17 protein-coding genes are annotated in these 17,055 nt (G+C 50.6%); 12 read left to right on the top strand and 5 right to left on the bottom strand.

Annotated elements, in window-relative coordinates; genetic code table 11:
* Window position 1: 1 nt before the first annotated feature.
* Window positions 2–625: a LysE family translocator gene (locus tag ELY33_RS04600; RefSeq protein ID WP_208644203.1), complete on the top strand. Its 624-nt coding sequence runs from the start codon at window positions 2–4 to the stop codon at window positions 623–625.
* Between the two features lie 16 nt (window positions 626–641).
* Here ELY33_RS04600 and ELY33_RS04595 read toward each other — a convergent pair whose 3' ends face one another.
* The 3 genes from ELY33_RS04595 to ELY33_RS04585 are packed head-to-tail and all read right to left on the bottom strand — an operon-like array spanning window position 642 to window position 3,843.
* Complete coding sequence (locus tag ELY33_RS04595; RefSeq protein ID WP_126944627.1) at window positions 642–2,033, bottom strand: bifunctional DedA family/phosphatase PAP2 family protein; 1,392 nt, start codon at window positions 2,031–2,033, stop codon at window positions 642–644.
* A gap of 27 nt (window positions 2,034–2,060) precedes the next feature.
* A complete protein-coding gene (locus ELY33_RS04590; protein WP_126944624.1) occupies window positions 2,061–2,993 on the bottom strand; it encodes a GGDEF domain-containing protein in 933 nt (310 codons plus the stop codon).
* Complete coding sequence (locus ELY33_RS04585; RefSeq protein ID WP_126944621.1) at window positions 2,986–3,843, bottom strand: hypothetical protein; 858 nt, start codon at window positions 3,841–3,843, stop codon at window positions 2,986–2,988. Before ELY33_RS04585 ends, ELY33_RS04590 begins: the two co-directional genes overlap by 8 nt.
* A gap of 188 nt (window positions 3,844–4,031) precedes the next feature.
* Here ELY33_RS04585 and ELY33_RS04580 point away from each other — a divergent pair, with 188 nt between their 5' ends.
* The 11 genes from ELY33_RS04580 to lipB all read left to right on the top strand — a co-directional run bounded on the left by ELY33_RS04580 (window position 4,032) and on the right by lipB (window position 14,490).
* A complete protein-coding gene (locus ELY33_RS04580) occupies window positions 4,032–5,339 on the top strand; it encodes a glutamate-5-semialdehyde dehydrogenase (RefSeq protein ID WP_126944618.1) in 1,308 nt (435 codons plus the stop codon).
* A gap of 11 nt (window positions 5,340–5,350) precedes the next feature.
* Entirely contained in the window at window positions 5,351–5,995 is a 645-nt protein-coding gene (gene nadD, locus ELY33_RS04575) for a nicotinate-nucleotide adenylyltransferase (protein WP_126944615.1), read from the top strand.
* Between the two features lie 107 nt (window positions 5,996–6,102).
* Entirely contained in the window at window positions 6,103–6,489 is a 387-nt protein-coding gene (rsfS, locus tag ELY33_RS04570; protein WP_009723533.1) for a ribosome silencing factor, read from the top strand.
* The gene (gene rlmH / locus ELY33_RS04565; protein WP_126944612.1) at window positions 6,486–6,953 is read left to right on the top strand and encodes a 23S rRNA (pseudouridine(1915)-N(3))-methyltransferase RlmH; all 468 of its coding nucleotides are present in this window, start codon (window positions 6,486–6,488) and stop codon (window positions 6,951–6,953) included. The genes rsfS and rlmH overlap by 4 nt, the downstream gene beginning before the upstream one ends.
* Window positions 6,954–6,988: 35 nt before the next feature.
* Complete coding sequence (mrdA, locus tag ELY33_RS04560; RefSeq protein ID WP_126944609.1) at window positions 6,989–8,896, top strand: penicillin-binding protein 2; 1,908 nt, start codon at window positions 6,989–6,991, stop codon at window positions 8,894–8,896.
* Complete coding sequence (rodA, locus tag ELY33_RS04555) at window positions 8,896–10,059, top strand: rod shape-determining protein RodA (protein WP_126944606.1); 1,164 nt, start codon at window positions 8,896–8,898, stop codon at window positions 10,057–10,059. Before mrdA ends, rodA begins: the two co-directional genes overlap by 1 nt.
* Before the next feature lie 47 nt (window positions 10,060–10,106).
* Window positions 10,107–11,129 (top strand): lytic murein transglycosylase B, encoded by a 1,023-nt coding sequence (mltB, locus tag ELY33_RS04550; protein WP_126944603.1) that lies wholly within the window; start codon window positions 10,107–10,109, stop codon window positions 11,127–11,129.
* A complete protein-coding gene (locus ELY33_RS04545; RefSeq protein WP_126944600.1) occupies window positions 11,126–12,130 on the top strand; it encodes a septal ring lytic transglycosylase RlpA family protein in 1,005 nt (334 codons plus the stop codon). Before mltB ends, ELY33_RS04545 begins: the two co-directional genes overlap by 4 nt.
* A gap of 69 nt (window positions 12,131–12,199) precedes the next feature.
* Window positions 12,200–13,399 (top strand): D-alanyl-D-alanine carboxypeptidase family protein, encoded by a 1,200-nt coding sequence (locus ELY33_RS04540; RefSeq protein ID WP_126944597.1) that lies wholly within the window; start codon window positions 12,200–12,202, stop codon window positions 13,397–13,399.
* 123 nt (window positions 13,400–13,522) lie between these two features.
* Window positions 13,523–13,834 carry an HP0495 family protein gene (locus ELY33_RS04535; protein ID WP_126944594.1) on the top strand — a complete coding sequence of 104 codons (312 nt, stop codon included), beginning with the start codon at window positions 13,523–13,525 and terminating at the stop codon, window positions 13,832–13,834.
* A 2-nt stretch (window positions 13,835–13,836) separates the two neighbouring features.
* A complete protein-coding gene (lipB, locus tag ELY33_RS04530) occupies window positions 13,837–14,490 on the top strand; it encodes a lipoyl(octanoyl) transferase LipB (protein ID WP_126944591.1) in 654 nt (217 codons plus the stop codon).
* Between the two features lie 100 nt (window positions 14,491–14,590).
* Here the strand turns inward: lipB and lipA are convergent, their stop codons facing one another.
* Together lipA and ELY33_RS04520 are read right to left on the bottom strand one after the other, a co-directional pair.
* Window positions 14,591–15,649, bottom strand: coding sequence for a lipoyl synthase (lipA, locus tag ELY33_RS04525; protein ID WP_126944588.1), 1,059 nt, complete (start codon window positions 15,647–15,649; stop codon window positions 14,591–14,593).
* A 271-nt stretch (window positions 15,650–15,920) separates the two neighbouring features.
* Window positions 15,921–16,910 carry a LysR family transcriptional regulator gene (locus ELY33_RS04520; protein WP_126944585.1) on the bottom strand — a complete coding sequence of 330 codons (990 nt, stop codon included), beginning with the start codon at window positions 16,908–16,910 and terminating at the stop codon, window positions 15,921–15,923.
* Window positions 16,911–17,055: the final 145 nt, after the last annotated feature.

Below are 17,055 nucleotides of genomic sequence, written 5' to 3'. Positions count from 1 at the left end.
GATGATGTCATGGGCTACGCTGTCAGTGTTTGTTCCCACGTTTTTGTTTGTTTCATTAACGCCAGGGATGTGTATGACACTGGCCATGGTGCTGGGTATGACCCAGGGGGTGAAGCGAACGCTGTGGATGATGATAGGCGAGCTAATTGGCGTTGGCATTGTGGCCGCCGCCGCGGGCGCTGGTGTGGCAGCGTTAATGCTGCGTCAGCCAGAGCTGTTTGTTGCGTTTAAGTGGGTAGGTGGTGCGTACTTGGCGTATCTGGGCATTATGATGTGGCGCTCTAGGGGGCGCATGGCTATCCCTGACGAGCTTAATGCGGGGCCTGCCGCTGGGCGGATGCAGCTAGCCATTCAGGGGTTGGTTACGGCAGTGGCCAACCCCAAAGGATGGGCCTTTTTCATGGTGCTGCTGCCGCCGTTTTTAGATGGCGGGCGGCCACTAGCCCCTCAGCTAACGCTTCTGATTGCCGTTATTTTAGTGATCGAGTTCGCCAGTATGTTGGTCTATGCGACCGGTGGTAAAACGCTGCGTAATGCGCTGGGTAAAAGCGGCAACGTCAGGTTGCTTAACCGCATAGCGGGAACATTAATGATAGGCGTAGGTGTTTGGCTGGCCCTAGGATAGGTTTTGCGTTGATTTACTAAACAGGTGGCAGCAGGAAAACCCGCAGGCTTACCAGCACAAGGGTGGCTGTTAACAGTTTGCCCCACGGGCAATGGGGTAAAGGAGCTCTGCTGCGTCGCTGCCAATTCAAACGAATGAGCGCGCATACCAGAAGGCCCAAAAGTATGCCGCCAATCAAATCACTTAGCCAATGGACGCCTAATATCAGGCGTGATAACGCCATGGGCGTGACTAAAATAATGGCTAGCCAATAAACCCAAATGCGTTGTTTGCGGTGTACTTCTGCTGCAATGAAAGCAGCTGCTAACCCAACAACAACAACAATTGTGGAGGTGTGGGCACTTGGGTATGAAAATGAACCTGTTAGGTAATCTGGTGTTTCTGGTCGTATACGTCCGAAAACCATTTTTCCTATCGTGTTGAGCAGCGCAATGCCTCCGATTGCTACCGCCAAATGAAAGAGAGCATCCATTCGTTTGTGACGTATCAGCCAAACAGCCAACGGTAAAAGCAAGGCGGTAATTCCAGCTGAGTCCCCTATTTTAGCCAAGCCCACACTAATCAACTGAAGTGGCTCATTGCTTAACCAGTAAAACAGGCGCTGAGCTTGTAGATCTATTGACAGCGGGCCTTGATGATTCATGACGAGCAGCGTCCAGGCTGAAACGCTTGCCAGTGTGATAACGAAGAGGAGTAGCGAGGCTAACGGCACTTCATCATTCAGGCTCATCGAGAGCCACGAACGGCGAATGAACGGAACTCGACGAATAAGACGCGCTATTGTGAAGTAGACGAAGCCGTGTCGGCTAGTCTGTGCTCTTCCCCATGAAAAAATAACCGCGACTATGACAACGCATACGCCTAGCGTAATCACCGCCGTTTCTATATTGGCGGGAAGATTGAGATGTTGTTGCCAGGTTCTACCTAGTAAGTAGCCAGGTAACACGTAAGCGGGTGCCCATAGGGCTGCTGAGGTAACGTTAGCCCATAAAAAAGTGCGGGGTGGCATTCGCATCATGCCTGCAATCAGCGGAATAATAGGACGGACGGGGCCTACAAACCGACCAATAAATACCGAATGAACACCATAACGTTCAAAAAAACGTACGCCGCGCTCGAGCCATTCAGGATGCATGGATAGCGGCCAGCGGTTGGTCACTTGTTCGCGGTGATGATAGCCAAGCTGGTAGCTAATGCCATCACCTAAAATAGCGCCCAGCAATGCAGCACTGATTAGCCAGGGCAAAGCAATGGCTTGGTGTCCCGCCAAAGAGGCGGCTGCTGTGATTAGCACGACTCCAGGCACTAAAAGGCCTATCAGCGCGAGGGATTCTAGCAGTGAAATCAGTGCAACCATCAGGAGTAACATGGCAGGTGAGAGTGATAGGGAAAAAAGCATATCTGCCATGAAAAATACTGCTCCAATCAATAAGCATCAGACGATAGATAACGCTTTTGCGCGTGCTTCCAAGCGATTTATGTAGCGCTCAAAACTCTCATTTTGGCGTGGTAGGCATACAGCAATTCGGGTTTCTAATTGTCCCGTTTCGACTAAAACACGTTGCGATAATGCGCGTTGCAGCCGCTCGCGCACCAACATAGCTCCGCTTTCGCTTGTGTCGGGCAGCACTAGCCAGAAAGTAGCGTTGTTTGAGCGGCCTAACAGGTCGTGGTCACGGCAACGGCTATTGACTTCGTTGCACAAAGCGCCCAATAGCGCAGTTTGTGCGCGAGGGCCAAATTGCTCTTCCGCCATATCAAGCTGGGGTAGATGCATGACTAATACCGCTAAGCGTTTATCGAGCATCGCTGCTCGTTGGTACTCATTGTGTAGTCGCTCTATTAGCATATCGATATGATAAGCGTCGCAATCATTGTCGTTCGGATCTGTTGCTCTTAACAAGGCCCGCTGACGTGCGTGCTCCCAGGGTGGTAATGCCAGCAGAAGAATGAGAGCGCTGTAAGCGATCACAATCTCTGTGGAAGCATTGTTTTGGTGAGTTAGTAACCACCACAAAGGGCCAGAAAATGCGGTTAATAATAATGCACTTAATAGTGGTAATAAAAAAAACGCAGCAGCAGTGGGAAGGCCGATCCAAACAGCAGGGATGTCAGGATGGTAATAGTAGGCGGACAAGGTAATGACATAACTACTGCCCAGCAAAATAGCGCGGGGTAGAACAGGATTTAACGCCTGACTGTAATGCATCAATAACGCAGCAAGTAACAGCAGTGCCACAAACATTGGCACTAAAAGATCGTGATAATTTCCCAGGCCATACAGCCAGTACGTATAGCCTGCTACTAGGATGACGCTGGCGGTGTAAGCAAAGGTCATCAGGTGCCGATGCAGTGGTTGGTCAATCATCTTTATCTTCCCGTTGTTGAGGCGGGAGTTGGACTAGTGCTTCGACGGAGAGGCCAGACAGCTCTATGTCCATTAGTGGTTGGTGATAAGTGTGCTGTTTTTCTGGGAGTCCAGCACATAGAAGCGTGCGGCGGTGGGTAGCTTCTTTTGAATTATTCGACAACATTAAGGCGGCAAGCGTTTGATTGTCTAAGCGATAAACGTGTTCGAAGCTATGTGTGAGGTTGCATAATTTTTGTGCTGACGACCAAAGCTGATGACGTTTCACTTGGATAATTAATAACTCTGCATAGATAGCTTCACGTTCAGAGCGGGTTTGTTCGCGACTTAGGTCTCTCAATAGTTGCCCGCTTGGCCACAGGTTAAATCCAGGGATAAGACGAAGGCGTTTGCGAACTGAGCCGTTAATATCGATTAACTGGCATGCTTTAGCGCTTGATAGTACGCCCAGCGTAATCAGAGCAGCCAAAAGTAACAGCCCTTCGGGCAAGGTAAGAAGCGGGGCGATTAATAACCAGCTGAGCAGGGCAGCGAATGCGTTAAAAGTAGCTACCCAGCGGTTTTGGGGCAACATAAACATTGCCGGCCAGGCCCATATTAAAAAGCTATGACGTTCTGGAGCAGCGGCAATAAGACTCAATAACAGCACGCCGGTGAGCATTTGCCAAGATAGGCCTTTAGAGCGACGGTGGCTAAAATCGAGCAGTAGCGCAGTTACAAGTAGCCAGCCAGCTGACAACCATAGCGCCAACGCAGCCACTGGCTGCGCCGTATATGTCCAAAGTGCTAATACTATCGCCGCTGTGATCAGATTGGCTCTTAGTAGGCGTATTTTGTACTTGCTTTGCATGGTGGCTTACTATTCACCCTTAAATTCGCGGTTGCCCATAGAGCCGTTGTTAAACGCGCGGGCGTCAAAATTGTAGTTACTAACAACATCATTATAACGTCCTAATGACGTAACATACTGCCAAACACTCAGTACCACTACCATAGAATGCAACTTGCCTTGCACACGCGATATCACAGGGAGAAAGTATGAGCGGTTCAAACCCACGCCAAAACGTAGCCCAACAGCAATTAGCTGCGGGGAATGTGCCCGCTTATATCCAGGCGCTCGGTCAAGGCGCTCGTTCAGCTGCCCGGGAATTGCGCCGTGCTGATACGGGATTAAAAAATCGTGCCCTGGAAGCAATGGCATCACGCTTAGCGGCATCTAGACAACGACTACTAGAAGCTAATGCGCTTGATGTGCAGCGGGGTAAAGAGACCGGCTTAGACAATGCGTTATTAGACCGTTTGGCGCTTAACGATGCGCGAATTGATGCCATGATCGAAGGCCTGCATCAAGTGGCTGCTTTGCCAGATCCTGTTGGTGAAATTGACGATATGCGCTATCGGCCAAGCGGGATTCAAGTTGGCAAAATGCGCGTGCCGTTAGGGGTCATTGGCATCATCTATGAATCTCGCCCCAACGTTACCCTTGAGGCTGCGAGCCTGTGCTTAAAATCTGGTAATGCTTGTATGCTACGCGGAGGCTCTGAGGCGAGTGCGTCAAACGCTGCCATTAGTAGCTGTATCCAGGAGGGGTTAGCCGATGTGGGCTTGCCGCCTGAATCTGTACAAGTTGTTGCCACTACAGACCGAGCTGCAGTGGGTGCGATGATTAGCATGCCTGAGTACGTCGATGTCATTATTCCAAGAGGGGGAAAGTCTCTGATCGAGCGCATTTCCCGCGAGGCAACGGTGCCGGTTATTAAACACCTCGATGGCGTTTGCCATGTTTATATCGACACCACGGCAGACCCCGCTAAAGCGATGGCCATCGCGGTGAACGCGAAGACGCATCGTTATGGCACTTGCAATACGATGGAAACGCTACTGGTAGACGCACCGATTGCTGATATCGTGCTGCCAGAGCTGGCGCGTGTGTATGCTGAACACCGTGTCGAGCTGCGGGGTTGTGAGCGTACACGGGCGTTACTGCCTCACGCAGCGTTGGCGACTGAAGAAGATTGGGGTGCTGAATACCTTGCGCCTATTTTAGCGATTAGAGTCGTCGATGGTATGGATGAAGCAATCCAGCATATCGAACAATACGGCTCCCACCATACCGATGCCATTGTGACTCAAGACATCAGTCTAGCGAGGCGTTTCATGGCTGAGGTCGACTCGAGTTCGGTTATCGTCAATGCGTCTACGCGCTTTGCAGATGGCTTCGAGTATGGGTTAGGGGCAGAAATAGGCATTTCAACCGATAAGCTTCACGCACGGGGGCCGGTTGGTTTGGAGGGCCTCACAACGCAAAAATATATCGTATTTGGAGACGGACAAGTCAGGCAATGAGTTCAACACCCATGCAAATAGGTATGTTAGGAGGCACCTTTGACCCTGTGCATCTAGGGCATTTACGAAGTGCTGTTGAGGTTCGTGAAGCCCTGGGGCTTGATCGCCTGCACATGATTCCCGCGCCTCAGCCGCCTCTGCGCGATACGCCTCAGGTATCACCGGAACAGCGTTTCGAGTTGTTGAGGTTAGGCATTAGCGACACGCCAAGCATAGTGGCAGATGACCGTGAGCTACGCCGAGAAGGGCGCTCTTATAGCGTGCATACACTTATCGAGCTTCGTCAAATGTATGGCAATAGCGCTTCGCTGGTGATGATTATCGGGTTTGATGCCTTTCTGAAGTTAACTAAATGGCACAACGTTAAACAGATATTCTCCTTGGCGCACCTCGTGGTCATTGACCGGCCTGGCTATAACGTTCCTTGGCCTGACGCGTTAAGGGAACTGGTGGGTGATCGTGAAGTCGATAGTGCAGATGAACTGAAGCAATGCCCGAATGGCAAAGTTCTTATGCTGGCATTGCCTTCTATGATGGCGATCTCGGCTACTTATATAAGAGAGCGTTTAAAAGAGGGCAGAAGCGTTCGTTATTTACTGCCTGAGGCAGTCGAAGACGCCATTCTGCGGCATGGTTTCTATCATTCTGACGAATAGCGCTGGCAGTCGGGAAAGAAGCCGTTACAATGTCCGGCTTATTTACTGAATATCACTGAGCTTGCTTTTGCTGAGCTTACGACAACAAGGGGTTGCCTTTAGGAGCTATGCACATCGATACACTGAAAAATCTAGCGGTTGATGCCCTAGAAGAATTGAAAGCACGAGATATTACGCAGCTAGACGTTTCCAAGTTGACTGAAGTTACCGACTTGATGCTGATTGCCAGTGGTACATCCACTCGCCATGTGGCTGCTTTAGCGCAAAATGTTGTGGAAAAAGCCAAAGCGTCCGGTCTTTCGCCACGGGGTGTTGAAGGCGGCGATAACGCTGATTGGGTGCTGGTAGATTTGGGTGATGTGGTTGTCCATATTATGCTGCCTGAAGCGCGAGCGCTCTATGATCTTGAGCGTTTATGGGCAGACTTACCCAATGATGCTGGCGCTATAAGTGAGTCGCTCAAACGGTTTGAAGAGCGAGCCACAATGTCATGAAGATCCGGCTGTTAGCGGTGGGCACCAAAATGCCTGCGTGGGTTGAAGAGGGCATTGAAACCTACCGCAAACGGCTACCTCGGGATTTTATGCTCGACATTGAAGAGATTTCTCTGGGTCAGCGTGGCAAAAATGCTGATATAGCTAAGGCGCGTGCCCAGGAAGCCCAACGTATCCGTGACAAGCTACGGGGTGATGAATACATCGTGGCACTTGAGGTTAAGGGTAAAACCTGGAGTACAGAGCAACTTGCTGACGAGGCTGATGCATGGCGCATGTTAGGCAAAGATGTGGTGCTGTTGGTAGGTGGGCCTGATGGCTTGGAGCCGTCCCTTTCTGCAATGGCTAATAAAACATGGTCTTTGTCGCCCCTTACACTACCACACCCACTAGTACGCATCATGTTGGCCGAACAGCTATACCGGGCGTGGACTCTGCTAGTAGGTCATCCCTATCATCGATAATTGCTTTTTGTCTGATTTGAGAGTCATCGTTACCCATGCCTAAGCGCCGTGACACGCTTAAAAACCCTGAGCAAGAATTACGTATTTTTCGTGTCAGGGCGCTGCTTGCCGTCTTAGTAGTAACCATTTTGACGGGACTATTGACTGGGCGATTAGCATACCTGCAAATCGTTCAGCACGATTTATACAGTACTCGCTCCGAAAAAAACCGTGTTCGTGTCGAACCGTTACCCCCCAATCGAGGGCTGATTTACGATCGCAACGGCGTTCTCCTCGCCGAAAATCGTCCTACCTACAACCTTACGCTGGTGCGCGAACGCGTTGATGATTTAGATGAAACGTTAGCGCTTTTAGTTGAGATTCTAGATTTACCTGAAAACGATATTGACGCATTCAATGTTCGTTCGCGGCAACGCCAACGCCCGTTTCAGCCTGCGCTGTTAATGAGTGATTTGAGTGAAAGCCAAATCGCACGACTAGCGGTGAATCGACACCGCCTGCCAGGGGTTGAAGTCGAAGCGCAACTGCTCCGCTACTACCCCGACGCTGAAATGATGGCCCATGCATTAGGTTACGTTGGGCGTATCAATGCACAAGAGATGGAAACTCTGGATACGGGACGTTATGCGGGGACGCACTTCATTGGTAAAACGGGTGTTGAGCGTTTTTACGAAACGGAGCTGCACGGCCAGGCTGGGCTGCGTAAAGTTGAAACAAATGCGCGTGGGCGAGTGCTGAGAGAACTTGGCCGTACGGACCCAATTCCTGGAGAAACGCTAACTTTAACGCTTGATAAGTCGATGCAAATGCTGGCTTACGAGTTGATGAGTGGAAGGCGGGGATCTATCGTCGCTATCGTGCCTAGCACAGGTGAAATCCTCGCCATGGTATCAACGCCAGGCTTTGATAGTAATCAGTTTGTGACGGGAATTGACGTCGCCTCCTATCGCGGTCTGCAGGAAAATATCGATCTACCTCTGTTTAACCGCGCCATTCGCGGCCATTATCCGCCAGGTTCAACGATTAAACCTTTTTTAGCGCTGGCGGGATTAGTCAAGGGAGTTATCACCCCCGATAGCACGATTAACGACCCTGGCTTTTATCAGCTGCCTAACGACTCTCGTCGTTATCGTAACTGGTTGCGCTGGGGGCATGGCCGGGTGGATATGGAGCGTTCCATCGCTGTTTCAAACAACACCTATTACTACACCCTAGCCCATGATTTGGGTATCGATAATCTGCATGAACAAATGTCCAATTTTGGTTTTGGCCAGCGGGTTGCTCATGACGTCCAGGGTGAAAGCACTGGCCTGATGCCTTCTCGTGATTGGAAGCGGGCGCGTTTCAATCAGCCTTGGTACCCCGGTGAGACACTTTCGGTAGGTATAGGTCAGGGCTATTGGCAGGTAACCCCGTTACAGCTAGCTAGCGCGACCGCGACACTAGCTAATCGCGGTCATTGGGTAAAGCCGCGTCTCGCGTTAGAGATAGGCGAAGAACCCTTGGCACTAGACTTGCCTGATACACCGCCCGATATTCAGCTGGATAATGAAAATTGGTGGAACCGGGTTTTCAGTGGCATGGAAAAAGTTATTAGCGGTAATGAAGGCACGGCGCGACGAACGGGGGTGGGGCTCGAGTATCGAATGGGCGGAAAATCAGGCACAGCGCAGGTGTTTTCGCTTGGGCAGGATCAGCGCTATAACGCTGATGAGCTTGAAGAACGCCTGCGCGATCACGCTCTTTTCATGGCGTTTGCACCGCTTGAAGACCCACAAATTGCGGTATCAGTGATTGTTGAAAACGCTGGCGGTGGCAGTACCCACGCTGCCCATTTGGCACGCGCGATGACCGACGCATGGCTGTTAAACGACGATGCGCCGGACGTTGAAGAGGTTAAGGAAGTATTGGAAGAAGATACTGCCAATGTGGAGGGTAACTAATGAGGCCATGGCAAACGCTCTCCCGCCCGTTACGTCGTTACCCCGTGCGGCCGCCAGATAGCGGTATCAAAAGACGCAAAAGTATTTGGGAGCGGATTCACCTTGACCCATGGTTATTAGGTTTGCTGTTGTTGCTGATGGGTGGTGGATTACTAGTGCTTTACAGTGCTTCAGGGCAACGTATTGATACTGTGATTGCTCAAGCTATCCGCTTTGGCGTTGCCATTGTGGTTATGGTGGTTATTGCCCAATTATCGCCTTCCACGTTTCTTCGTTGGGCGCCCTTTGCTTACGGTGTGGGGCTGGCAATGTTGGTGGCAGTTGAAATCGTTGGTGATGTGGGAATGGGGGCAAAACGGTGGCTTGAGATACCGGGTGTTATTCGTTTTCAGCCATCTGAAATGATGAAGTTAGCGGTGCCGTTAATGGTGGCTGCCTACTTGAACCGTTGCCAATTACCGCCGCGGTTTAGGCATATTTTGGTATGCGCGGTGATAATAGGTGTGCCAGTGGTGCTCACCGCTATTCAACCAGATCTTGGGACATCACTTTTGGTGGCTAGTGCGGCGGTTATCGTGGTGCTTCTGGCAGGTTTGTCCTGGCGGTTGATCGGTTTAGTTAGTGCTTTAATAGCGGCAGGGCTGCCTTTGCTATGGATGAACATGCAAAACTACCAGCGTCAACGGGTCTTAACGTTCCTGGATCCGGATAGCGACCCTTTGGGGTCGGGTTGGAATATTATCCAATCGACGACGGCGATAGGCAGTGGTGGCTTATGGGGGAAGGGGTGGCTAAAAGGTACCCAGTCTCAATTAGAATTCTTACCTGAACGCCATACGGATTTTATTATCGCCGTGCTAGGTGAAGAGTTTGGTTTAGTAGGAATGCTGGTACTGCTATTCCTATATGTTGTGATTGTGGGGAGAGGTCTTTGGCTAGCGACGTCTTCTCAGGATACCTTTGGGCGGCTCCTTGCGGGCAGTATTATCCTGACATTTTTTATATATGTGTTCGTCAATGTCGGCATGGTGAGCGGTATTTTGCCCGTTGTTGGCGTACCGCTGCCGTTAGTAAGCTATGGCGGTACTTCCAGCGTGACCTTGATGGCAGGGTTCGGTATTCTCATGTCAATACATGCCCATCGGCGGTTGTTGCCGCGCTAATATCGAATGGATAAGTGACGGTGCTTTTTCAAAGGAGTGGTGAGTTAATGAACTGGGCCCGAAATAAAGCAGGCGGTTGTTTAGCAGCCGTGTTATTGGCGTGTTCTTACACGGTAACGTGGGCTGACGACGCGTCGCCTTTTGATCCGCAGCAGCACGAAGGTACTCAACAGTTAGTTGATGAGTTAGCCGCCCAAGGCATTCCTCGGCAGTGGCTAACAGATACCATGAATCAAGCCAGCTTTAGCCAATCTGTCCTGGACGCTATGGAAGGCGCGGCTGAACGTCGCTTACGTTGGCATGAATATCGAAATATATTCCTAACGCAACAACGTATTGAGGAAGGCGCGGAATTCATTAATGAGCATGAAGATGCGCTCGTTAGGGCCGAAAATGTGTATGGCGTTCCGCCAGAGGTCATCGCCGCGATTATTGGTGTCGAAACCTACTATGGTAAGCATAAAGGGCGGCATCGCGTCCTAGACTCATTAGCAACGTTAGCGTTTTACCATCCTGTCCGCGGTAGTTTCTTTCGAGGCGAACTGGCCGCTTTCTTGAAAATCGCTCATGAGCAAGGCGTCGAGGCTGACGAGCTTTATGGCTCGTATGCCGGTGCCATGGGGTATCCCCAGTTCATTCCCACTAGTTATCAAGCATATGCCGTCGATTTTGACGATGATCGTAAACGAGACTTATGGGAGAATCCGGTTGATGCCATTGGCAGCGTGGCGAATTACTTTGCAGTACATGGCTGGCAGCGTGATGGGGCAATTTACCATGAGGCTAACGGCCCTGAACTAGCACCCGAAACGCTTGCTATTAATCAAACCAGTAAACCTGTCGTGACTGCCTCTGAAGCGATCGAGGCGGGCATTGAGCCACAAGGTACGCTTGACCCAGAGTTGCTTGTGGTGCCATTGAGGCTCGAGCTTGCCGATGAAAGTATCCAATATCGCTTGGGTGAGTATAATTTTTACGTTATTACCCGCTATAACCACAGCCACCTCTATGCAATGGCGGTGGCGGAGCTATCAGAAGCTATTAAGCGGCAGGTTGAGGGCGACACATGAGCACAGTGCTTTCTGAGGCTCGCTGTATTGGCGGTGCGGTCGTCATCATGGCGTTGGTTAGCGGTTGTGCTAGTCATGAAGTCAAGCAAGATAGCGCCAGTGCGAACCAGCCAATAAGCGGGCCTACTGCCGCAAGTACGAATGGATCGAGCGGCAGTGGAACGAGTGTAGGCGGGCAACGTAGTAGCCTGTCTACGGGTGAGCGCTATGCAATGACTGGCGATGCGTATCCACTAGAGCCACCGGATGTGAGCAAAGTGCCAAACGCTGAGCCTCGCATAGAGCCTTTATCGCGTGCCGGCAATCGTTCCACTTATGAGGTGTGGGGTGAAACCTATCGTGTGCTGCCGGATGCAACAGGCTATGTGAAGCAGGGAACAGCCTCTTGGTACGGTGAAAAATTTCATGGCTATGCCACCTCAAACGGTGAAATTTATGACATGTATAAAATGTCGGCTGCTCATCGTTCGCTGCCATTGCCAACCTTTGCCCGCGTTACCAGTTTAGACAACGGCCAATCGGTTATTGTACGCGTCAATGATCGAGGGCCTTTTCATAGTGACCGTGAAATTGATCTTTCCTATGCAGCGGCTGCGCGGCTAGGCTTTCTTGATAATGGCACTGGCGCGGTTCGTGTTGAGGCTATTGAGCCTGAACAATGGCTGGCGCAGCAGGGAAGGAGCAGCCGAGGTGCTGGACTAACCAATGCGGTTTCTTCGGTATCGCCTACTGTCAATGCACGGCCTGCTCAAGATATGCCTGTTCAGCTATCAATGGCATCGGATGATGCCATTTATCTTCAAATTGCGGCATTGGGCAGTGAAGAAGGAGCCCAGCAGTTGCAACAGCGCTTGGTCAGTGAACTCCCGCATAAAGTAAGGGTGATGAGTGATACCGATGTGCACCGTGTGCAAGTTGGGCCAGTAACCCCTATGCAGGAAACCCAAGCGCGTGAAGAACTCCGTCGGGCGGGCTTCCCACAAGTATTTATCGTGAGATAGTTTACCCCGTTTATTAGCTAAAATTACGTGCTTTGTTGACGTTTTTTTCTTTGTTGTGAGAAGTAAGAGATGAATGTAATGATGTCTATTCGCCGTACCGCCGGGCTTTGTTTGATGGCAGCTTTTGCTGTGGTTGCTTCACCGGCTGTGGCTCAGGTAATCCCACAGCCACAAACGATTATCCCCGCTGCTCCTCAGTTGGCGGCGAGTTCGTGGATTTTGATGGATGCCAACAGCGGTCGGATTCTTGCCGAGCATAATTCTGATGAACGCTTGCCGCCAGCGAGCCTGACCAAACTTATGACTGCTTATTTGGTAGAGCGTGAGTTAGATCGGGGCACTATTAGCCTGACGGACATGATCAATATTAGTGAAAAAGCTTGGCGTACCGGCGGCTCCAAGATGTTCATTGAGGTAGGTGATCGAGTCTCTGTCGATGACCTACTGCATGGTATTATTATTGTATCGGGCAATGATGCCAGTGTGGCAATGGCAGAGCATCTTGCAGGAGGCGAAACGCCATTTGCTGATTTGATGAATCAGCATGCTACGCGCTTGGGAATGCAAAACACTAATTTCCAAAATGCGACGGGTTTACCTGGCGACAATCACTACTCAACAGCCCGTGATATGGCGCTATTGTCCCAGCATATTATCAGTGACTATCCTGAGCACTACGCTATTTACTCCCAGCGCAACTTCTCGTTTGGCGGTATAGATCAGCCAAACCGTAATCGTTTGTTATGGCGTGACCCGAGTGTCGATGGCTTAAAAACCGGTTGGACAACGGAAGCGGGTTATTGTCTTGTCTCTTCGGCTCAGCGCGATGGCATGCGTTTAATTTCAGTCGTGATGGGCACTAGCTCGGAAGAGTCAAGGGCGCAGGAAACCCAGAAGTTGCTTAGCTATGGCTTCCGTTTTTATGAAACGATGAAGCTCTATGAGCGTGGTGCCGTGCTTGCAACCCCGCGCATTTGGGGCGGTGAAAGTAATGAGCTGCGTGTTGGCGTTGACGGAGAAGTGTTTATGACGCTTCCACGCAACCGCAATGAGGAATTGCGCGCTCGCTTAAACCTTGATGCTGACCTTAAAGCGCCGATGGCCGTAGGTGACGATGTAGGTACACTAGAAGTGTACTTAGGTGAAGAAATGGTCGGCGAGCGTCAACTCGTCGCCCTTGAAAATGTTGAAGAAGGTGGCTTGTTTAAGCGGCTGTTTGACCAAGTAAGGCGTTTCTTCAGTGGCTTGATCAGCAACTTTACAGATTAATAGTAGCGAGCTTAAGCGCAGGATTTTTAATATTTTGCGCTTAACTTACTAATTCTTATGTCAGTTCTGCATTCGTATTTTGAAAAGAAGCATTTATATTCTGTGCAAAAGGTAAGGTGAGCCATGAAAAAAGGCGCGAAAAATGGGCTAAGAGATTTACGTCAGCCTGAAGTAAACGAGCCACCTAAAATCACCTTTCCCTGTGATTACTCATTGAAAGTCGTTGGCGATGCTGCTGACGATTTTCCAGCTTGTGTGTGTCAAGTGATCGTTAGGCATTCGCCGGATTTTGACGAGACGTCACTTCAAGTTGTCGATAGTCGTAACGGCCGTTTTCAGTCTGTGCGCGTCACCATTGTTGCCACTGGCGAACAGCAGTTACGCCAGCTCTACGATGATCTGAAGGCTACGGGTCGCGTACACATGGTGGTATGACCATGGCTAGTCAATCAATCGAGCTGCATCAGCTTGGCCATCGTGCCTATTTGCCTGTGTGGAGCGCGATGCGCGAACTCACTGATACGCGGGATCATGCAACGCCTGATCAGTTCTGGTTAGTTGAGCACGATCCTGTTTTCACGCAAGGTCAGGCGGGTAAACCAGAGCACCTGTTAATGCCTGGTGATATTCCTGTAGTGAAAACGGATCGGGGCGGGCAAGTAACCTACCATGGCCCAGGCCAAGTTGTGTTGTATCCATTGCTGGATGTGCGGCGTGGCAATATTGGGGTTCGTGAGCTGGTGACTGCGCTGGAAAATTCAGTGATTGACGTGCTTGCGCTTTATGGTGTCTCTGCCAGGGCGAGGCCCGATGCGCCAGGTGTATACGTTGATACGCAACTTGGTGAGGCGAAAATTGCTTCGCTCGGGCTACGTATTCGGCGGGGCGCAAGCTATCACGGGGTTGCACTCAATGTAGACGGTGACTTATCCCCCTTTGGACGGATCAACCCCTGTGGCTACGCGGGTATGCAAGTAACGCGATTAGCTGATTTAGTGGTATTGCCCACAGTTCACAGCGTGGGCGAACAGCTCGCATATGCTTTAGCCGAGCGGCTGGGTCGCCAATTGGTAAACGCGGACGTTTGTTGAATAAAAATGAGCTTCCTACACGCAATGCACTTGTTAGTACTGAACTAGCTGTGTCAATTGTAAGCTATGTCAATTGCGTGCAGGTAGTTGGTTTATCGTTTTATCCGACGTTAAACGCAGGAATGCGATTAGTGTCGGGCTCTTGACCAGGCACCGCAGCGGGTGAAGCGAGACCGAGGTTGTTTTTCTCAAAGACGCGATCTGCGCGATAGCTAGAGCGAACCAGCGGCCCGGAAGGTACTTCGATAAAGCCTTTTTCAAGGCCAAGTAGGCGATAGCGGTCAAATTCTTCAGGAGTGACCCAGCGCTCTACTGCTAGATGGTTTTTGGTTGGACGCAAATATTGACCAAGTGTCACAATATCAACGCCAATCTCTCTCAGATCATCGAAAGTTTTAAGAATCTCTTCCTCTGTTTCACCTAAACCAAGCATCAGGCTTGTCTTGGTAATAATGTCCGGACGATACCGTTTTGCATGGGCCAAGACGTCTAGCGTTTTACGATAACCGGCACGCGGGTCGCGCACCTTGCTTGTCAGGCGCTCTACAGTCTCAACGTTTTGTGCAAACACTTCTAAGCCTGAGTCGACTACTCGCTCAATGGCAGCTTTATCAGCGTCAAAATCAGGCGTTAGTGCTTCGACAACCACTTCTGGCGTCCGGGATTTGATAGCTTTGATACAGTTGGCATAGTGAGTGGCACCGCCGTCGTCGAGATCATCACGGTCAACCGAAGTCAGTACGATGTATCTCAGCCCCATCAATTCGACCGATTTTGCAGTGTTTTCCGGTTCATCGTGATCCAGCCATCCTTTTGGATTGCCTGTGTCCACTGCACAGAACCGACATGCACGAGTGCAAACAGACCCCATCAACATGATGGTGGCAGTGCCATTACTCCAACATTCACCCATGTTAGGGCAGTGCGATTCTGCGCAAACAGTGCTGAGACGGTGCGTAGAGACATTTTTTTTGACGGCCTCAAAGCGGTCGCCTCCTGGGATCTGCGCGCGCAACCATTTGGGTTTACGATCAAGACTAGGAGGCGCCTCGTCTGGCAGTGTTTTACGCTGCTTCATGCCGTCTTTAATGACCGACATGCCATGCTCGTTGCGGAACTTTTCGCCGCTAGGGATACGCGTTGTGGGGTTTTTGCTCATAGGAGGGAGCCTCTCTACTGTGCGGCAGGCAATGCCCAAACGATGTGGCGTCTAACCATATGCGATGGCGATGGCGCTTTAATGCCATGGCGTTGACAGTTGGATCGCCTGCGCGAATACATGCCAAATCCTGAATAGTCTGAATGATACGTAGATGATGGCCTAATGTAACATATCTGTTGGTTAGCAAGACACTAAGCCCTATTTGTCGCCCTGTTTATCAAACCACTATATAGCCGCCCACCAACCAACAGATCTCTAAATCGATAACTTACTGTACTGGCAATAAAGGTAGGCAGGAAACGCCGTGGCTAGGCAAAGGGCTAGAAGGAGCTTGGAAATAGCGACGAAAATCCGTCAGGTTTTCTCTTATAAAACGTATAAAAAGATCAGCGACTGGCGTTGGGAAGTGATCACGACGATACACCGTGCACCATGAGCGCCGAATGGGGAAGTTAGGTAAAGGGAGCTCCGATAGCAGTTCCTGGCCTAGTTCAAGTTGAACCGCCATGCGGGGCAAAACGGCAACGCCCAGGTGGGCCATGATGCCTTGTTTAATCGCTTCATTGGTGCCTAGTTCAATGCGGTGGGGAAGGCCTACTTCTTGGTCAACAGCCAGCTGTTCAAACGCGGCACGCACTCCAGAGCCTGGCTCGCGCATCAATACATAATGGCGGGCAAAGTCGGCTAATGTCGGTGCTTCCATATGAAGTAGTGGGTGGTCTGGCCATACTAGAGCGATGAGCTCATTTTCAAGAATGGGCATCACTACCAAATCGTCGTCATCAGGCACCATGGCCATAATCACGACATCATCTTTTTGTTCAGCCAGCCTCTCCAACGCTTGACTGCGGTTGCATACCCTTAAGCGAATTCGTACGTCTGGATAGCGTGCTCGAAACCGCGCTAGTAAGTAAGGCACCACATATTGCGCTGAGGATACTGCTGCGATGTTCAGTTCGCCGCTGATATGGCCATTAATCTCCGAGAGATTCATTTGCAGTCTAGAAAGCTGCCCAAAAATTTCGCGTGTAGAAAGTGATAGGGTATCCGCAGCAGGTAGTACGTGAAGGGTTTTACCGGCATATTTAAACAGCGGCTGACCAAGAGCGAGTTCTAATTGGCGAATTTGTGCGCTAACTGCAGGCTGTGTTAATCCTAGCTGCTCGGCTGCGCGTGAGTAGGAGCGCTGGTGGTGGACTGCCTGGAATACCTGTAATTGCCGGAAGGTCAAACGGTTGAGTAGTGTAAGGGATGACATAACAACCTCTAGGTATACACCCTCCGAAGATAGAAAGTGCCAAAAAACAAAAAGCCTCAGCATTACGCCGGAAATGCTATCACCGATAATGTGCGGCGTCTTTATGACAACAATGATGAATTTGCAAAGGTAAGCATCGACGTTA

Origin of the sequence: Vreelandella andesensis (genome assembly GCF_003989795.1) — a bacterium.
Taxonomy (GTDB): domain Bacteria; phylum Pseudomonadota; class Gammaproteobacteria; order Pseudomonadales; family Halomonadaceae; genus Vreelandella; species Vreelandella andesensis.
The sequence above is the reverse complement of the archived record's forward strand: the minus strand, read 5'-3'. Positions and strand labels throughout refer to the sequence as shown.

Coding starts and splice junctions, on each gene's coding strand:
- ELY33_RS04590 (WP_126944624.1), bottom strand. CDS start 2,993: ATGATTGACCAACCACTGCATCGGCACCTGATGACCTTTGCTTACACC.
- ELY33_RS04595 (WP_126944627.1), bottom strand. CDS start 2,033: ATGGCAGATATGCTTTTTTCCCTATCACTCTCACCTGCCATGTTACTC.
- lipA (WP_126944588.1), bottom strand. CDS start 15,649: ATGAGCAAAAACCCCACAACGCGTATCCCTAGCGGCGAAAAGTTCCGC.
- mrdA (WP_126944609.1), top strand. CDS start 6,989: ATGCCTAAGCGCCGTGACACGCTTAAAAACCCTGAGCAAGAATTACGT.
- ELY33_RS04585 (WP_126944621.1), bottom strand. CDS start 3,843: ATGCAAAGCAAGTACAAAATACGCCTACTAAGAGCCAATCTGATCACA.
- rodA (WP_126944606.1), top strand. CDS start 8,896: ATGAGGCCATGGCAAACGCTCTCCCGCCCGTTACGTCGTTACCCCGTG.
- ELY33_RS04520 (WP_126944585.1), bottom strand. CDS start 16,910: ATGTCATCCCTTACACTACTCAACCGTTTGACCTTCCGGCAATTACAG.
- ELY33_RS04580 (WP_126944618.1), top strand. CDS start 4,032: ATGAGCGGTTCAAACCCACGCCAAAACGTAGCCCAACAGCAATTAGCT.
- rlmH (WP_126944612.1), top strand. CDS start 6,486: ATGAAGATCCGGCTGTTAGCGGTGGGCACCAAAATGCCTGCGTGGGTT.
- ELY33_RS04600 (WP_208644203.1), top strand. CDS start 2: ATGATGTCATGGGCTACGCTGTCAGTGTTTGTTCCCACGTTTTTGTTT.
- ELY33_RS04535 (WP_126944594.1), top strand. CDS start 13,523: ATGAAAAAAGGCGCGAAAAATGGGCTAAGAGATTTACGTCAGCCTGAA.
- mltB (WP_126944603.1), top strand. CDS start 10,107: ATGAACTGGGCCCGAAATAAAGCAGGCGGTTGTTTAGCAGCCGTGTTA.
- rsfS (WP_009723533.1), top strand. CDS start 6,103: ATGCACATCGATACACTGAAAAATCTAGCGGTTGATGCCCTAGAAGAA.
- ELY33_RS04545 (WP_126944600.1), top strand. CDS start 11,126: ATGAGCACAGTGCTTTCTGAGGCTCGCTGTATTGGCGGTGCGGTCGTC.
- ELY33_RS04540 (WP_126944597.1), top strand. CDS start 12,200: ATGAATGTAATGATGTCTATTCGCCGTACCGCCGGGCTTTGTTTGATG.
- lipB (WP_126944591.1), top strand. CDS start 13,837: ATGGCTAGTCAATCAATCGAGCTGCATCAGCTTGGCCATCGTGCCTAT.
- nadD (WP_126944615.1), top strand. CDS start 5,351: ATGCAAATAGGTATGTTAGGAGGCACCTTTGACCCTGTGCATCTAGGG.